General features: G+C 70.5%; 15 protein-coding genes. 9 read left to right on the top strand and 6 right to left on the bottom strand.

The window, feature by feature from the left end; all coding sequences use genetic code 11:
• Positions 1-141: 141 nt before the first annotated feature.
• From O7601_RS22730 to O7601_RS22720, 3 genes are all read left to right on the top strand, one after another.
• A complete protein-coding gene (locus O7601_RS22730; RefSeq protein WP_281563110.1) occupies positions 142-774 on the top strand; it encodes an HNH endonuclease family protein in 633 nt (210 codons plus the stop codon).
• Between the two features lie 350 nt (positions 775-1,124).
• Positions 1,125-1,895, top strand: a complete 771-nt coding sequence (locus O7601_RS22725) for a neutral zinc metallopeptidase (protein ID WP_281567009.1) — start codon at positions 1,125-1,127, stop codon at positions 1,893-1,895.
• Between the two features lie 100 nt (positions 1,896-1,995).
• Positions 1,996-2,643, top strand: coding sequence for an HAD family phosphatase (locus O7601_RS22720; RefSeq protein WP_281567008.1), 648 nt, complete (start codon positions 1,996-1,998; stop codon positions 2,641-2,643).
• Positions 2,644-2,734: 91 nt separating this feature from the next.
• Here O7601_RS22720 and O7601_RS22715 read toward each other — a convergent pair whose 3' ends face one another.
• The 5 genes from O7601_RS22715 to O7601_RS22695 all read right to left on the bottom strand — a co-directional run bounded on the left by O7601_RS22715 (position 2,735) and on the right by O7601_RS22695 (position 9,250).
• Positions 2,735-5,284, bottom strand: coding sequence for an ABC transporter permease (locus O7601_RS22715; RefSeq protein WP_281563109.1), 2,550 nt, complete (start codon positions 5,282-5,284; stop codon positions 2,735-2,737).
• Complete coding sequence (locus tag O7601_RS22710; protein ID WP_281563108.1) at positions 5,284-6,051, bottom strand: ABC transporter ATP-binding protein; 768 nt, start codon at positions 6,049-6,051, stop codon at positions 5,284-5,286. Before O7601_RS22710 ends, O7601_RS22715 begins: the two co-directional genes overlap by 1 nt.
• A gap of 281 nt (positions 6,052-6,332) precedes the next feature.
• Positions 6,333-7,019, bottom strand: a complete 687-nt coding sequence (locus O7601_RS22705; protein ID WP_281563107.1) for a response regulator transcription factor — start codon at positions 7,017-7,019, stop codon at positions 6,333-6,335.
• Positions 7,020-7,059: 40 nt separating this feature from the next.
• A complete protein-coding gene (locus O7601_RS22700) occupies positions 7,060-8,256 on the bottom strand; it encodes a sensor histidine kinase (RefSeq protein ID WP_281563106.1) in 1,197 nt (398 codons plus the stop codon).
• 79 nt (positions 8,257-8,335) lie between these two features.
• Positions 8,336-9,250, bottom strand: a complete 915-nt coding sequence (locus tag O7601_RS22695; protein ID WP_281563105.1) for a PD-(D/E)XK nuclease family protein — start codon at positions 9,248-9,250, stop codon at positions 8,336-8,338.
• Positions 9,251-9,333: 83 nt separating this feature from the next.
• Here O7601_RS22695 and O7601_RS22690 point away from each other — a divergent pair, with 83 nt between their 5' ends.
• The 3 genes from O7601_RS22690 (at position 9,334) to O7601_RS22680 (ending at position 12,164) form a co-directional block, all read left to right on the top strand.
• On the top strand, positions 9,334-10,497 hold the full coding sequence (locus O7601_RS22690; RefSeq protein WP_281563104.1) for a M50 family metallopeptidase: 1,164 nt from the start codon (positions 9,334-9,336) through the stop codon (positions 10,495-10,497).
• Entirely contained in the window at positions 10,494-11,516 is a 1,023-nt protein-coding gene (locus O7601_RS22685; RefSeq protein WP_281563103.1) for a tRNA (adenine-N1)-methyltransferase, read from the top strand. The genes O7601_RS22690 and O7601_RS22685 overlap by 4 nt, the downstream gene beginning before the upstream one ends.
• A gap of 75 nt (positions 11,517-11,591) precedes the next feature.
• On the top strand, positions 11,592-12,164 hold the full coding sequence (locus O7601_RS22680) for a hypothetical protein (protein ID WP_281563102.1): 573 nt from the start codon (positions 11,592-11,594) through the stop codon (positions 12,162-12,164).
• Positions 12,165-12,193: 29 nt separating this feature from the next.
• Here O7601_RS22680 and O7601_RS22675 read toward each other — a convergent pair whose 3' ends face one another.
• Positions 12,194-12,487, bottom strand: coding sequence for a ferredoxin (locus O7601_RS22675; RefSeq protein WP_281567007.1), 294 nt, complete (start codon positions 12,485-12,487; stop codon positions 12,194-12,196).
• Between the two features lie 178 nt (positions 12,488-12,665).
• Between O7601_RS22675 and arc the strand changes: the two genes are divergently transcribed.
• The 3 genes from arc to O7601_RS22660 all read left to right on the top strand — a co-directional run bounded on the left by arc (position 12,666) and on the right by O7601_RS22660 (position 16,487).
• Positions 12,666-14,447: a proteasome ATPase gene (gene arc, locus O7601_RS22670; RefSeq protein WP_281563101.1), complete on the top strand. Its 1,782-nt coding sequence runs from the start codon at positions 12,666-12,668 to the stop codon at positions 14,445-14,447.
• 189 nt (positions 14,448-14,636) lie between these two features.
• A complete protein-coding gene (gene dop / locus O7601_RS22665) occupies positions 14,637-16,154 on the top strand; it encodes a depupylase/deamidase Dop (protein WP_348650208.1) in 1,518 nt (505 codons plus the stop codon).
• Between the two features lie 117 nt (positions 16,155-16,271).
• Positions 16,272-16,487: a ubiquitin-like protein Pup gene (locus tag O7601_RS22660; protein ID WP_013734319.1), complete on the top strand. Its 216-nt coding sequence runs from the start codon at positions 16,272-16,274 to the stop codon at positions 16,485-16,487.
• Positions 16,488-16,621: the final 134 nt, after the last annotated feature.

The following is a 16,621-nucleotide window of genomic DNA, read 5'->3' as shown; positions in this document are numbered from 1 at the left end:
GTCTTCATGTGACGTTCACGGGGCTTGCGGCCCGACGACACGTATTGATCCGCATGTTTGCGAGAATCCTGGTGTCCCCTGCCGCGCCCCCAAGTCGGGTTCCCCCACCCGCCGTCGCAGGAGACAGTCAGGAGTCGCCCCGTGGCTCAGCTACGCAAGGTCGCCATCGTCTCGGTGGTCGCCGTGGCCCTGTCGGTCGTACTCGTGCCGCCGGCCGCCCACGCCACACCGCCCAACATCCCCTCCCACAGCACGGCGGTGAGCCGGCTGAACTCGCTCACCGTCGCGGCCGAGTCCAACCAGTCCAGCTACAACCGCGACCTGTTCCCGCACTGGATCACCATCACCGGTGCCTGCAATACCCGCGAGCAGGTGCTCAAGCGCGACGGCAGCAACGTCGTGGTGAACTCCAGCTGTTATCCGACCTCCGGGTCCTGGTACAGCCCGTACGACGGGGTGACCCGTACGAACCCCGCCGACATCTCCATCGACCACGTGGTGCCGCTGGCCGAGGCGTGGCGTTCGGGCGCCTGGGCCTGGAGCACCTCGCGTCGCCAGACCTACGCCAACGACCTCGGCGGGCCGGAGCTGTGGGCGGTCACCGGCACCGTCAACTCGTCGAAGGGGGACAAGGACCCGGCCGCCTGGAAGCCGCCGCGCGCGGCCTTCCACTGCACCTACGCCCGGGCCTGGATCCAGGTGAAGTGGTACTACGGCCTCACCGTGAACAGCGCGGAGAAGTCGGCGTTGAACACCATGCTCAACACCTGCTGAACTGTCGCCCGCCGGGGCGACACCGGTGATCGGGGCGTGGCGTCGACGGCGTCACGCCCCGTTGCGGTCGCTGGCGCCGTGCCCGGCCCATCGCGTCGTAGTCCCGCTGCGAGCCGTACAGCATGATCATGCATTTTCACGGTGTCCCCCTCTCGCGTCCGCCACCAGCTCCGGTGCCGGTTCGTCGGGGACGCCGGAGCCGGACGTCCGTGCCGGACACCGTAGGCGGTAATTCACCCGACCGGCCCGGCAAAGCCGGATGACACCCGCCGGCAGCCGGGCAACTGAACCGGACGGGACGGTCAGGCGTACCTGACGGCAACGGGCGTGACGGTCGTATCGTCGGGGTACTGGACCGGCGACGTCGAGGCGGGAGGAGCGCGGTGGCGGCAGGTGGGCGAGGGCGACGCCGGGGCAGGCTCGCCGGCCTGGCGGTGGCGCTGGTGACGGCGGCCGCCTGCATGGTGGAGCCGGTGGGTGGACCGGTGGAACCGGGCGGGCAGCGGGAACCGGCCGAACCGACGGCCGAGGTGACCCGTGCCGACGGCACCGACACGGTAGAGGAGTTCCGGCAGGACGTGGCCGACGCGCAGCGGCTCGCCGAGCTGTACTGGGCCGACCAGTTCGAGGCGTCGGAACAGTCCTTCCGGCCGATCCGGCAGGTCATCGCGTACCAGCGCGACGGTGAGGTTTCCTGTGGCGGGCAGGAGGTACCCCGCAACAACGCGGTCTACTGCACCGTCGACGACTACATCGCGTACGACATCAACTGGTCCTTCGGGGCCTTCCGGCAGATCGGTGACGCGTTCGTGTTCTACCTGCTCGGCCACGAGTACGCGCACGGCATCCAGACCCGGCTGGGCATCCGCTACAGCTTCACCATCCAGCAGGAGTTGCAGGCCGACTGCATGGCTGGGGCGTTTCTCGGCGACTCGGTCCGGGCCGGGCGGCTCACCCTTGAGGAAGGCGACCTCGACGAGTTCAACGATGGGCTGCTGGCCGTCGGCGACGAACCCGGCCAACCGTGGTTCGCCGAGGGCTCCCACGGCACCCCCGAGCAGCGGACCGAGGCGTTCTTCCGCGGCTACGAGCGGTCCCTGTCCGCCTGCGACCTCGGTTGAGAAAGGTCACTGTCGCGGGCACCGGACCACGCCGGCTGACAGGATTCACCGGTTACCCGAGCCCGAGGAGGATCCGGTGAACAGCACCCGTCCAGCCGCTGTGCTCTTCGACATGGACGGCACGCTGGTCGACAGCGAGCGGTTGTGGGACGTCGCGTTGGCCGAACTCGCACAACACTACGGCGGCACCCTGTCCGCCGACGCCCGCCGGGCGATCGTCGGCACGGGGATGGCCGACTCGATGCGCATCCTGCACGACGACCTGGGGCAACCGCACCGGGATCCGCGGACCAGCGCCGAGTGGATCAACGCGCGAATCCTGGAGCTGTTCCGCACCGGGCTGCAGTGGCGACCGGGGGCGCTGACGCTGCTCGGCGCGGTCCGGCAGGAGCGGATCCCGACGGCCCTGGTCACCTCCAGCGGGCGGGCCCTTGTCGAGATCGCCCTGGACACCCTCGGCCGCGACAGCTTCGACGTGGTGGTCTGCGGCGACGAGGTCGACGCCACCAAGCCGCATCCGGAGCCGTACCTGACGGCCGCCCGACTGCTCGGAGTGCCCATCGAGCGGTGCGTGGCGATCGAGGACTCGGCGACCGGGGTGGCCAGCGCGGTCGCCGCCGGGGCCGCGGTGCTGGCCGTACCCGCCGAGGTGCCGCTGGCGCCCGCCGACGGCGTACACCAGTTGGAGAGCCTGCTGCTGGCGGACCTGGACCTGCTGGCGGGGCTGCTGCGCCGAACCCCCGCCTGACACTGCCACCGTCCGGCCGATCTGCTGGGCAACACGCAGCGCGAGGCCCCTGCCACCGAGCCGGTGACAGGGGCCTTCGCTGCGGCACACCTCAGTCGTGGGCGATGGCGCCCAGCACGTTGATCCGGGCGGCCCGGATCGCCGGCAGCGCCGCCGCGATCACCCCGATGATCGCGGCCAGGCCGAGGAAGACACCCATCTGGCCCCACGGCAGCACCAGCTTGGTGATTCCCTCGTCGCGCAGCGCCTCCACCACCGCGGCACCCAGGCCGGCGCCGACCACGACGCCGAGCAGCGCGCCGAACACCGAGATCACCACCGCCTCCACAGTGATCATGCCCATGGTCTGCGACCGGCGCAGGCCGATGGCGCGCAACAGACCCAGCTCCCGGGTCCGCTCCAGCACCGACAGGGCGAGGGTGTTGACGATGCCGAGCACGGCGATCACGATCGCCAGCGCCAGCAGGATCTGGATCATCTGGAGCAGCCCGTCGAGCTGCCCGGCCTGCTGCTCGATGAACGCGTCCCGGTCGGCGACCGACACCTCCGGGCTGTCCGCCAGCAGCGCCTCCACCCGGGGCAGCACGTCGGCCGCCCGTACTCCCGGCTCCAACTGGAGGTAACCCTGGATGGGCTGCGGGATGGCGAAGTCACGCGCCGCCTCGGCGGGCAAGGTGATGCCGCCGAACAGCGGGGTGCTCTGGTAGATGCCGGTGACCGTGTAGCTGCGCTCCTCGCCGCGGGCCAACTGCACCGGCACCGTCGAGCCGACCGACAGGCCACGCGACTCCGCCGCGTCGGAACTGATCAGCATCTGGCCCGGCCCCAGCCGCCCGATGTCCCCGGCGGTGGCGGTCGCGCCGAACATCTCCACCAGCGCGCTCGGTTCGCTGCTGGCGCCGACCCAGGTACTCTCGCCGCCGACGAGCGCCATGTCGCCGTACTCGCCGTCGACGAGGCGGACACCGGGGATCGCCTTCGCCTCGTCCAGCACCGCCGGGTCGAACGTCGGCGGGCGCGGACCCGACTGCGCCCCGGCGATCACCAGCTCGGCGCGGATGCTGTCCTGCGCCAGCCCGCTGATGCTGCTCTTGGCCGAATCCAGGATCACCGTGATGCCGGTGACCAGGGCGATACCCACCATCAACGCGGCGGCGGTGATCGCGGTGCGGCGCGGGTTGCGACCAGAGTTGAGCCGACCCAGCTTGCCCGGCACCCAGCCGGAGAAGACCGTGCCCAGCGCCGCCACCACCGGACGACTGATCAGCGGCGTCAGCAGGGCCACCCCGATGAACGAGAACAGCACGCCACCGAGGATGGTGGCCAGCGTGCTGTCACCGGCGTGCCCGCCCAGGCCGAGGAAGAGCAGGGTGGCGCCGATCGCGGTGACCAGCGCACCGCCGACGGTCACCTTGGTCAACGGCCGGTCCGGCGTGGCCACGTCCTGCATCGCCGCGATCGGTGGGATCCGCGCGGCCCGCAGCGCCGGCAGCAGCGCCGCCAGCACCGTGATCACCAGACCGACACCGAACGCGCCGATCACCGCCGACGCCGGCACCGCTACCCCGGCCAGGGCCAGCCCACCGGCGAGGTTGCCGAACAGGTACGCCAGCAGCGCGCCGACGCCGATGCCGGCGGCCAGGCCGAACACCGAGGCGATCAATCCGACGGCGATCGCCTCCAGGACCACCGAGCCGATGATCTGCTTGCCGCTGGCGCCGACGGCCCGCAGCAACGCCAGTTCCCGGGTGCGCTGCGCGACGATGATGGAGAACGTGTTGAGAATCAGGAACGTACCGACCAGCAGGGCCACCGCGGCGAAGCCGAGCAGGATCCGGTTGAAGAAGGACAGCCCCTCCTTCAGGCCGGCGGCGGCGTCGGCGGAGAGCTGCTCGCCGGTCTTGACCACGTAGCCGTCGCCGACCGCCGTGGCCACCGCGTCGCGCAGTTGCTCGTCGGACACCCCGTCGGCGGCGGTGACCACGATGTTGCTGAACACGTCCGACTCGCCGAGCATCAGCTGCTGGGCCACGGGAGTGGTGAACATGACCTCGTTGGCGCCGCCGAGGGAGTCCCGGTCACCGCTGTAACCGAAGATGCCGACGATCGTGAACTCCTCGCGCGGCTGGAGGGTGAGCACACCCACCCGGTCGCCGAGCGCCACCCGGCCGGCGTCCGCCAGCCCCTTGTTGATCACGATCTCGTCGTCGGCCTGCGGCGCCCGACCCTCCCGCAACCGCACCAGGTCGCTCTCGCCGGTCCAGTTGCCGCCCAACTGCGGCGGCCCGAACGAGGTGACGGCCTTGCCGTTGCTGCCGATCAGCCGGGCCCCGTCGACGGAGACCACCCCGGTCGCCTCGGACACCCCGTCCACCGCGCGCACCGTCTCCAACGTGGCGGCCGGGAATGGGCTGGCGAGCTGCTCGCCCTCCAGCTCGCCGAGTTCCAGCTTCGGCTTGGCGGCCACGTTGACGTCCACCTCGGCGTACGCGTCGGCGAACAGCGAGTCGAAGGAGCGGCCCAGGGTGTCGGTGAGGACGAAGGCGCCCGAGACGAACATCACGCCGAGCACCACGGCCAGGCCGGACAGGATCAGCCGGACCTTGCGGGCCAGCAGACTCTTCACAGTTGCCCGGAACATCAGCCGGCCACCTCGGCGGGCGTGTCCAGCTTCTTCATCGTGTCCAGCACCGTGTCCGCGGTCGGCTCGATCAACTCCGAGACGATCTGCCCGTCGGCGAGGAACACCACCCGGTCGGCGTACGCGGCGGCCGTCGGATCGTGAGTGACCATGACGATGGTCTGCCCGTGCTGGCGTACCGAGTTGCGCAGGAAGTTCAACACCTCCGCGCCGGAGCGCGAGTCCAGGTTGCCGGTCGGCTCGTCCGCGAAGATCACCTCGGGGCGGGCGACCAGGGCCCGGGCGCACGCCACCCGCTGCTGCTGGCCGCCGGACAACTGCGCCGGCCGGTGACCCAACCGGTCCCGCAGACCCACCGTGTCGATCACGACGTCGAACCAGGCCGGATCCGGCCTGCGCCCGGCGATCGACAACGGGAGCAGGATGTTCTCCTTGGCGGTCAACGTCGGCAGCAGGTTGAACTGCTGGAAGATGAAGCCGACCTTGTCGCGGCGCAGCTTCGTCAGGCCCGCGTCACCGAGCCCGGTGACGGTGGTCTCGCCGATCTCCACGGTCCCCCTGGTCACCGAGTCCAACCCGGCGAGGCAGTGCATCAACGTCGACTTACCGGAACCCGACGGTCCCATGATCGCGGTGAACCGTCCGCGCTCGAACTCCGCGCTGACCCCCCGCAGGGCGATGACCTGCGCCTCGCCGCTGCCGTACACCTTCCACACGTCGCTCGCCCGGGCTGCGGCCGATGCCGGCTGGCCTGTGGTAGCGGTCACGTCACGTACCTCTCCGTCGCGTCTGCTCGCACCGCCCCCGCTGGTCCGGTGCGAGTCCATCATCTGTGCTGCCCACCGCCGATCCGTCCGACTCCGGACGGAGCCGAAGCGGATTTCCGGCTGCGGGTACCCCCCAACCGAAGTCAGGGTTGTCCCCGACTCCGGTAGCTGTCGGCCACCTGCCGCCGGTGTTCACGGTCATCCTGGACGTTGCCGTCGCGTGAGGGTCAACCGATTTCCACCGGAAGCCGTCACGGTAGGTGACTGATGCAACGGGGGCGTTAACCCCCAGGTCGGACCAGGCCCGACTCGTACGCCAACACCACCGCCTGCACCCGGTCGCGTAGCCCGAGCTTGGTCAACACATGTCCGACGTGCGTCTTGATGGTGGTCTCGCTCACCGACAGCGCTCGGGCGATCTCGGCGTTCGACAGGCCGCGGGCGACGTGCACGAGCACCTCCCGCTCCCGCTCGGTGAGTGCGCCCAGTGCCTTCGGTGGCGTCGCGGACGGATCCGGCAGCACGTCGGCGAAGCGGTCCAGCAGCCGGCGCAGGATCCGCGGCGCCACCACCGCGTCGCCGGCGGCCACCGTGTGGATCGCGGTGACCAGATCCTCCGCCGGCACATCCTTGGCCAGGAAGCCGCTCGCCCCGGCCCGCAGCGCACCCACCACGTACTCGTCCAGATCGAAGGTGGTCAGAATGAGCACCCGCACCGGCAGCCGGGCATCCACGATCGCCCGGGTGGCGCTCACCCCATCCATCCTTGGCATCCGGATGTCCATCAGCACCACGTCCGGCAGCAACCGACGGGACAGTTCCACCGCCTCCACCCCGTCACCGGCCTCCGCGACGATGTCCAGGTCGGCCTCCGCGCCCAGGACCATCCGGAATCCGGTACGCAGCAGCGGCTGGTCGTCGGCGAGCAGGATCCGCACCGGCCGGGCCTGCCCCGTCGAATCGGCCATCTGGTCCTCCCTGTCGACTGCACCGCTCACCAGAGCCACCTCACCGCCGGCTGGCCTCGGGCAGCGGCTCGACCGGAATCCGGGCGTACACCCGGTACCCGCCGCCGCTGCGCGCGCCGGTGCGCAGGGTCCCACCGTAGAGGCCGACCCGTTCCCGCATCCCGACCAGGCCGTGCCCGATCCGATCGGTGTCCGGTGACGGCCCGCGACCGGTGTCGGTGACCTCGACCTCCACCGCGTCCCCACCGAAACCCACCCGCACCTGCGCGGTCGCCGAACCGGCATGTTTGAGGGCGTTCGTCAGCGCCTCCTGCACGATCCGGTACACGGTCAGCGCCACCCCCTCCTCCAACTGCCCCGCCGTTCCCGTCACGGTCAAGGTCACCGGCAACCCGGCCTCCCGGACCTGATCGGTGAGCGTCGCGATACCGGCCAGGCCCGGCTGCGGCGCCAACTCCGCCGCCGGCTCGGCCTCGGTACGCAGCACGTCCAGCAGCCGGCGCAGCTCCCGCAGCGTCGCCCGGCTGGTCTCCTCGATCGTGGCCATCGCCTCGTCGGCGCTGTCCGGGTCGCGCCGCAGCACCCGGCGCACCCCGGTGGCCAACACCCCCATCACGCTGACGTGGTGGGCCACCACGTCGTGCAACTCCCGGGCGATCCGGCGCCGTTCGTCGGCCACCGCCTGTTCGGCCAGCGCCCGCTGGTTGGCCTCGGCGACCCGGGCCCGTTCCCGCAACGCCTCGGTGGAGGAGCGGCGGGCGTGCACCGTCCGGCCCACCGAGAACGACACGATCCCCACCAGGATGTTGTTCGCGATGAGGAACGCCGTGCTGACCTGCGGAACACCCTCCGGCGGCACCACCGTGTTCACCACGGCGACCGGAAGCCACAACCCCGCCGCCGCCACCACCGCCGGACGCGCCGGACGGTAGGCCGCCATCGTGTAGGTGAGCACCACGAAGGTGAGGCTCTGCGTCGCCGGCGCCACCTCGATGACGACCGGGAACAGCAACGTGACCAGCGCGGCGAGCAGGGCCGGCCACGGCGCCACCCGGCGCAGCACCACCGGCGTCGCGCACAACACGCTCCACCCCAGCGCCGCCGGCAGCGGTCGAGACCAGAACTCGCGGGGGGTGAGCAGGGTGAACACGGCCTCGCCCAGCACCAGGCCAACGGCCAGCAGCGCGTCGCCGGCCGCCGGATTGCGACCCAGCCACTGCCTCAACGCGTTACCCACGCCCCGACGCTAGCCGCCCCCACCGCTGAGAGATCGTCTTGTGTGGTGACTCGCCCCTCATCCCCGGGAAGGAGGGACGCTACTCGTCGGCGCCCGGTGGCGCGGGGGAGGACCGGGCGTCACGCAGCGGATCGGGCGTCGCCGTCGGCTCCGGGAAGGGCGGCGGAGTCCCGCCGTAGCTGGGGCAGCGGGCCTGATGACTACACCAGTCGCACAGCCGGCTCGGCCGGGGCCGGAAATCCCGGGCAGCGGTGGCCTGCTCGATCGCCCGCCACAACGCCACCACCGTCCGTTCGAAGCGCACCAACTCCTCGGCGTCGGGGGCGTAGTCGCACACCTCGGCGTCCTTGAGGTAGAGCAGGCGCAGCACCCGCGGCACCACGCCACGGGTGCGCCACAGGACCAGGGCGTAGAACTTCAACTGGAACAGCGCCCGCGCCTCGAACGCCTCCCGTGGGGCGCCGCCGGTCTTGTAGTCCACCACCCGCAGCGCACCGTCGGGAGCCACGTCGAGCCGGTCGAGATAGCCCCGAATCAGCAGCTCGTCGTCGACCACGGCGGAGATCAGACTCTCCCGCTCCGCCGGCTCCAGCCGGCGCGGATCCTCCACCGCGAAGTAGCCGCCCAGCAGGGCCGACGCCGATCGAAGGAACTCCGCCGCGGCGGCCGGGTCGTCATCGGGGAACAACCCGGCCAACTCCGGCTGCTCGGTGACCAGGCGGTCCCACTGGCCGGCCACGAGATCACCGGCGGCCTCCGGAGTGCGGGCGGCCGGCGCCAGGTCGAACAACCGCTCCAGCACCGCGTGCACCAGCGTGCCCCGAGCCTGCTCCACGCTGGGCCGCTCGGGCAGCCGGTCGATGCTGCGGAACCGGTAGAGCAGCGGGCAGGTCTTGAAATCCGCCGCCCGCGACGGTGACAGCGAGGCCCGCACCGTCGCCGGCAGCTCCGTCGGGGTCGGGGCCTGCTGAGTGATCACCGGATCGGCCGTCATGCCCCGGAAGGTTAGGCCACCGGTATGACAGGCCGGCCGCCGCCGCTCCGGTACGTGATCTCCCGCCGCGTAGCATCAGCCCGATGGAACAGCGCAGGCGACCACGGGCCGGCCAGCGCCCCGGCATGCGGGTGGGTCGGATCCTCGGGGTGCCGCTCTACCTGAACGCCTCGATCCTGCTGCTCGCCCTCCTGATCACGGTCCTGTACGGCGAACTGGCCGGCCAACGACTGCAACTGTCCCCGCTCGGCGGCTATCTCGTCGGCGCCGGGTTCGTCCTCGCGCTGCTCGGCTCGGTGCTGGCTCACGAACTCGGCCACGCCCTCACCGCCCGCCGCTTCGGCATCGGGGTGCGCGGAATCACTCTGGAACTGCTCGGCGGCTACACGGAGATGGACCGCGACGCACCCTCCCCACGGGTGGACCTGCTGGTGTCGCTGGCCGGGCCGGCCGTCTCCGCCGTGCTCGGCGCGGCCGCCGTCGCCGCGACGCTGGCCCTGCCCGACCGCACCGTGGCCGACCAACTCGCCTTCCAACTCGCCGCGAGCAACGTCATCGTCGCGCTGTTCAACATCCTGCCCGGGCTGCCCCTGGACGGCGGTCGGGCGCTGCGCGCGGTGGTCTGGGCGCTGACCCGGGACCGGCACCGGGCCACCGAGGTCGCCGGTTGGGCCGGACGGATCCTCGCCGTCGGCACCGCGCTGCTGGTGGCGGCGCTCTACGCGATCGACGTGCTGAGCCTGCTGGCCCTGCCGCTGACGGCGCTTGTCGCCCTCACCCTCTGGCACGGCGCCGGGCAGTCGATCAGGATGTCCCGCATCGGCCGGCGGCTCCCCCTGATCGACCTGGCCACCCTCGCTCGCCCGGTGCACACCGTGCCCACCGGCACCCCGCTGGCCGAGGCGCAGCGCCGCGCCGCGCAGACGCACCCGACTTCCGGGCCGCAGCATCCGGCCGCGCTGCTGGTCACCGACTCCGCCGGTCGGCCGGTGGCCCTGGTCGACCCGGCCGCCGCCGCGGCGGTGCCGGAGGCCCGCCGCCCCTGGCTGGCCGTGGACGCGGTCGCCCGTACCCTCGCCGACCTGCCGGCCATGCCGGTGGACACGGACGGCGAACGGGTGCTGGAGACCGTGCAGACCCACCCGGGCGCACAGTACGTCGTGACGGCAGGCGAAGATGTCGTCGGCGTTCTGCACATCGCGGATCTGGCTCAACTGCTCGAACCTCACCGGAAGATGAACACGTGACCGTCACCCACTCCGCCCACCCGGCCAGCGACCTTCCCGAGCAGAAGGTGGAGCCGCCCGCGGTGCGGCGTGGGCCGTTCCAGCCCGGTGACCGGGTGCAGCTGACCGACCCCAAGGGGCGGATGCACACGGTGACCCTGGAGCCGGGCAAGGAGTTCCACACCCACCGCGGCATCCTGGCGCACGACGCGCTGATCGGGCTGCCCGACGGCAGCGTGGTGACCACCTCCGGTGGTGGCACCGCCTTCCTGGCCCTGCGCCCCCTGCTGTCGGACTACGTGCTCTCCATGCCGCGCGGCGCCCAGGTGATCTACCCCAAGGACGCCGCCCAGATCGTCGCCATGGGTGACATCTTCCCCGGCGCCAAGGTTCTTGAGGCCGGCGCCGGCTCCGGAGCGCTGAGCTGCTCGCTGCTGCGCGCGGTCGGCACCGCCGGCGAACTGCACTCCTACGAACTGCGCGACGACTTCGCCCAGATCGCCCGCCGCAACGTCGAGTCGTTCTTCCAGGGTCCGCACCCGGCCTGGCAGCTGCACGTCGGTGACGTCGCGACGTGCCGCGAGACCGGTTTCGACCGGATCATCCTGGACATGCTGACTCCCTGGGAGAACCTCGAAATGGTCGAACGCGCGCTGCTGCCCGGCGGCGTGTTCATCGGCTACGTGGCCACCACCCCGCAGCTGTCCGAGCTGGTGGAGGCGCTGCGCGAGCGCGGCGGCTGGACCGAGCCCCGGGCCTGGGAGTCACTGGTCCGGGACTGGCACGCCGAAGGGCTGGCGGTCCGCCCCGATCACCGGATGATCGCCCACACCGCCTTCCTCGTCTCCGCGCGTAAGCTCGCCCCCGGAGTCACCGCCCCGCCACGGCGCCGCAAGCCCAGCAAGGGCACCGAGGCGTACGCGCAACGCCGGCAGGCGCTGCGCGAGGCGGAGGCGGCCCGGCAGGCGACAGCGGTGCCGCACGAGGCGCCCGCCGAGCAGACACGACCCGACATGGCGCAGGAGACGGACAGGCCGTGACGGCGGAGGTGATCCGATGAGTGAGCGTCAGCGAGCGAATCATCAACTCGGCGCCCAGCGCGGCGGAGGGCCGGCATGAGCCGTCCCGGCTTCGGCGGTGGCGACCTGCCTGCGGTCTTTCCCGACTGGTCGCCGTACACCGACCTGGAATCCGCGGCGCGCGCCTACCTGCGCGACCCCGACGTCGCCCTGGAAGCGCTCGGCGGCGTCCTGCGCGGGGCGTCGGTGCTCGGCTTCACCCTGGAACGCTTCGTCAACGAGGTGAACGGCGTGTGGCAGGAGGTCGTCGTCTGCGACGGCAGCCGCCTGGTGCTCTGGCACGGCGAGGACGTGCCGCCGGGGGAGGGGCCGCCGGGCTCGATGACCTCCTCGCTGCGGGTGGTGCCGGTCTCCTCGGTCACCGAGGTGGGCTGCCGACGCCGGTTGTTCCGCCACGACAACGGTGAGATCCGGGTCGACAGCATCGACGTCTACCTGCTGCTGACCTCGCTGGACGAGTCGCCGCCGGGTGAGGAGGCCGCCGGCGGCCCGCGCCACGACGCGCTGCGCTTCGGCAAGACCCTCGACGACGGCGGCGCCGGACAGATCGCCCGGTTGGAGGAGTTCGCCCGGCTGGTCGCCTCGGTGGTCGGTCGTCCGTTGCTGTAGCCCGACCGGGTGATTCCGGGATCAGCGGGTCAGTCCTCGGCCTCCGGGCCGGCCACCTCGACACCGTCGCTGCCGCGTACGACGTGAATGCACTCGCCCGGGCACTCCTTCGCCGAGTCGATCACCTCAAGGCGCAGGTGCTCCGGCACGCCCACCCGGCCGCCCGGTGCCTGCACCAGCTCACCGTCGGGGCCCTTGACATAGGCCAGCCCGTCGACGTCGAACTCGAAGACCTCCGGCGCGTACTGCACGCACAGCCCGTCGCCCGTGCACAGATCCTGGTCGACCCAGACCTGCAGCTGGTCGGTCGCGACCTCGGCCACCGGTGCACCCCCCATGTTCTCCCGTCCCACCCCTCGACGGTACCCGAATGCCCGTACCCGCCCGTCGACCCACCCTTGGCGATCAAGCTTCGGTGACGGGCGCGTTGCGGAGGACCGAATCGGGCTCATAGCGGCTAGTGTTAGGTCAGAACGTTCAAGCCCCCCGGGGAGGTGGGACGTGGCACGCAGCGACGACGCGGACTCGCGCGCCGCACGGTGGGAGAAGGAGGCCCACGATCTCTCCACGCAGGTCGCGTTCCTTCAAGAGGAACTCGCTCTGGTGCGGCGCAAGTTGACCGAGAGCCCCCGACACGTCCGGCAGCTCGAAGAGCGGCTGGCCGCCACCCAGGCGCAGTTGGCGCGGCTGACCGAGAACAACGAACGGCTCGTGAGCACCCTCAAGGAGGCTCGCGCGCAGATCGTGACGCTCAAGGAGGAGATCGACCGGCTCGCTCAACCCCCAAGTGGCTACGGCGTCTTCCTGGCCCGGCACGACGACGGCACGGTCGACGTCTTCACCGGCGGACGGAAACTGCGCGTGGCCGTCTCGCCCTCGCTCGACGTCGACGAGCTGCGACGCGGCCAGGAGGTCCTGCTCAACGACGCGCTCAACATCGTCGACGCGTTCGGCTACGAGCGGGTTGGCGAGGTGGTCATGCTCAAGGAGATCCTCGCCGGTCCCGAAGGCGCGCCGGGTGACCGGGCGCTGGTGGTCTCGCACTCCGACGAGGAACGCATCGTGCACCTGGCCGAGACCCTGATCGGCAGTCCGATCCGGGCCGGTGACTCGCTCATGATCGAACCGCGTTCGGCGTACGCGTACGAGCGGATCCCCAAGAGCGAGGTCGAGGAACTCGTGCTGGAGGAGGTGCCGGACGTCGACTACACCGACATCGGCGGCCTGCACTCCCAGATCGAGCAGATCCGCGACGCGGTGGAACTGCCGTTCCTGCACGCCGACCTGTTCCGCGAGCACCAGCTGCGCCCGCCGAAGGGCATCCTGCTCTACGGCCCGCCCGGCTGCGGCAAGACGCTGATCGCCAAGGCGGTCGCCAACTCACTCGCCAAGAAGATCGCCGAGCGGCGGGGCGAGGAGAAGCACACCAGCTTCTTCCTCAACATCAAGGGCCCCGAGCTGCTCAACAAGTACGTCGGCGAGACCGAGCGGCACATCCGACTGATCTTTCAGCGAGCCCGGGAGAAGGCCGGCGAAGGCACCCCGGTGATCGTCTTCTTCGACGAGATGGACTCGGTCTTCCGCACCCGCGGCTCCGGTGTCTCCTCCGACGTGGAGAACACCATCGTGCCGCAGTTGCTCAGTGAGATCGACGGCGTCGAAGGGCTGGAGAACGTCATCGTCATCGGCGCCTCCAACCGGGAAGACATGATCGACCCGGCGATCCTGCGTCCGGGACGACTCGACGTGAAGATCAAGATCGAGCGTCCGGACGCCGAGGCGGCCAAGGACATCTTCTCCAAGTACATCCTCTCCGGCCTGCCGCTGCACGCCGACGACCTGGCCGAACACGGCAGCGACCCCCAGGCCACCGTTGCCGCCATGATCGACGCAGTGGTGCTGCGGATGTACTCGGAGACGGAGGAGAACCGCTTCCTGGAGGTCACCTACGCCAACGGTGACAAGGAGGTCCTGTACTTCAAGGACTTCAACTCCGGCGCGATGATCCAGAACATCGTCGACCGGGGCAAGAAGATGGCCATCAAGGAGTTCCTCACCTCCGGACGCAAGGGGCTGCGCCTGCAGCACCTACTCGACGCCTGCGTCGACGAGTTCCGCGAGAACGAGGACCTGCCCAACACCACGAACCCGGACGACTGGGCTCGCATCTCCGGCAAGAAGGGCGAGCGGATCGTCTACATCCGCACGCTCGTCTCCGGCGGCAAGGGCGCCGAGGCCGGACGCTCCATCGAGACCGCCAGCAACACCGGTCAGTACCTCTGACCGAGGCGCGCCATCGGGGCCCGCGACGCACCGCGTCGCGGGCCCCGTCGTACTCCCGGACCGGGTCGCACAAGGCCCGCCACCCCGGTCCAGGGACGGACCCGCCCCACCGCCACGCCCCCGGGTGGCGAAGTGGCGACTACGCTCGACATGACGGGGACCGGTCGGGCAAACGAAGCGGGTAGGTCGATGAGCGTTAGACGAATCATGGGCACCGAGGTCGAGTACGGCATCTCCGTGCCCGGTCAGGCCGGCGCCAACCCGATGGTCACCTCCTCCCAGGTGGTCAACGCCTACGGCGCCCGACCGGAACTGAACCGCGGTGGCCGGGCCCGCTGGGACTACGAGGAGGAGTCGCCGCTGCGGGACGCCCGGGGCTTCACCTACTCCGGCGCGGCCTACGACCCGGCCGAGGCGCTCGCCGACGAGGACCTCGGCCTGGCCAACGTGATCCTGACCAACGGGGCGCGGCTCTACGTCGACCATGCCCACCCGGAGTACTCCACCCCCGAGGTCACCAACCCCCGCGACGTCGTCCGCTGGGACAAGGCGGGAGAGCGGGTGATGGCGGAGGCTTCGCGGCGGGCCGCCACGATCCCCGGCACGGCACCGATCCACCTCTACAAGAACAACACCGACAACAAGGGCGCCAGCTACGGCGCGCACGAGAACTACCTCATGCGCCGGCAGACGCCGTTCGCCGACATCGTGGCGTACCTGACGCCGTTCTTCGTCACCCGACAGATCGTCTGCGGTGCCGGCCGCGTCGGCATCGGCCAGGACGGCGGCCAGAGCGGCTTCCAGATCTCCCAGCGCGCCGACTTCTTCGAGGTCGAGGTCGGCCTCGAGACCACGCTCAAGCGGCCGATCATCAACACCCGCGACGAGCCGCACGCCGACGCGGACAAGTACCGCCGCCTGCACGTCATCATCGGAGACGCGAACCTCTCGGAGATCTCCACCTACCTCAAGGTGGGCACCACCGCGTTGATCCTCACGATGATCGAGGAGAAGGCGCTCGGCCCCGACCTCGGCATCGCCGATCCCGTCGGCGAGCTGCGCGCGGTCAGTCACGACCCGTCTCTGTCGCACCTGATGCGGCTGCGCGACGGACGCCGGCTGACCGCGATGGACGTGCAGTGGGCCTACCTGGAGCGGGTGCGCGCGTTCGTTGACGACCGCTACGGCAACGACGTGGACGAGCAGACCGCCGACGTGCTGAACCGGTGGGAAGACGTGCTCGACCGGCTGGGGCGCGATGTGATGCTCTGCGCCGACGAACTCGACTGGGTGGCGAAGCTGCGGCTGCTGGAGGGCTACCGGGAGCGGGAGAAGCTCGGCTGGGGCTCGCACAAGCTCCAGCTGGTCGACCTGCAGTATTCCGACGTACGCCCGGAGAAGGGTCTCTACCACCGGCTGGTCTCCCGCGGATCCATGAAGACGCTGCTCAGCGACGAGGAGAGCCGTACGGCGATGACGGAGCCGCCCGAGGACACCCGGGCCTACTTCCGGGGCCGCTGCCTGGCCCAGTACCCCTCCGAAGTGGTCGCCGCCAGCTGGGATTCGGTGATCTTCGACGTCGGCCGGGAGTCGTTGGTGCGGGTGCCGATGATGGAGCCGGAGCGTGGCACCAGGCGGCATGTCGGCGAGTTGTTCGACCGCTGCGCCAGCGCCAAGGATCTGCTGGAGACCCTGACCGGCGGCTGACCCACCGGCTCACGTCCACCAGCTGTTCGTCCCCGCGCGCCGGTACCGGCGCGCGGGGAACGTTTCGTCGCTCCCGCGAGGTAAGTTCATCGCAGGGAGATCGTGGAGGAGGCAACGATGGCCACTCGTGACAGCGGCGGTCAGTCGCAGTCCGGCAAGTCCCGTCAGGGCGAAGAGGTCGAGGACGTCACCGTCGAGGCGAACCCGGAGGTCGCCGAGCGGCACGCCGAGATCACCGAGGACGTCGACGACCTGCTCGACGAGATCGACTCCGTCCTTGAGGAAAACGCCGAAGAGTTCGTGAGAGGTTACGTACAGAAAGGAGGTCAGTGAACATATAGGCATAAATCGGACATGGCAGATTTTTCGGATGACCGGCAAGGTCAACGCCGATGTCGTGACTGCGAAGAGTGGAAGTCGCTGGCGGAGTTTTGTGCGAGTAGCAAGCGTCCCAGCGGTCGTGGCAG

It is taken from the genome of Verrucosispora sp. WMMD573 (genome assembly GCF_027497175.1).
Taxonomy (GTDB): Bacteria; Actinomycetota; Actinomycetes; order Mycobacteriales; family Micromonosporaceae; genus Micromonospora.
This window is presented reverse-complemented; position numbering and strand designations above follow the sequence as displayed.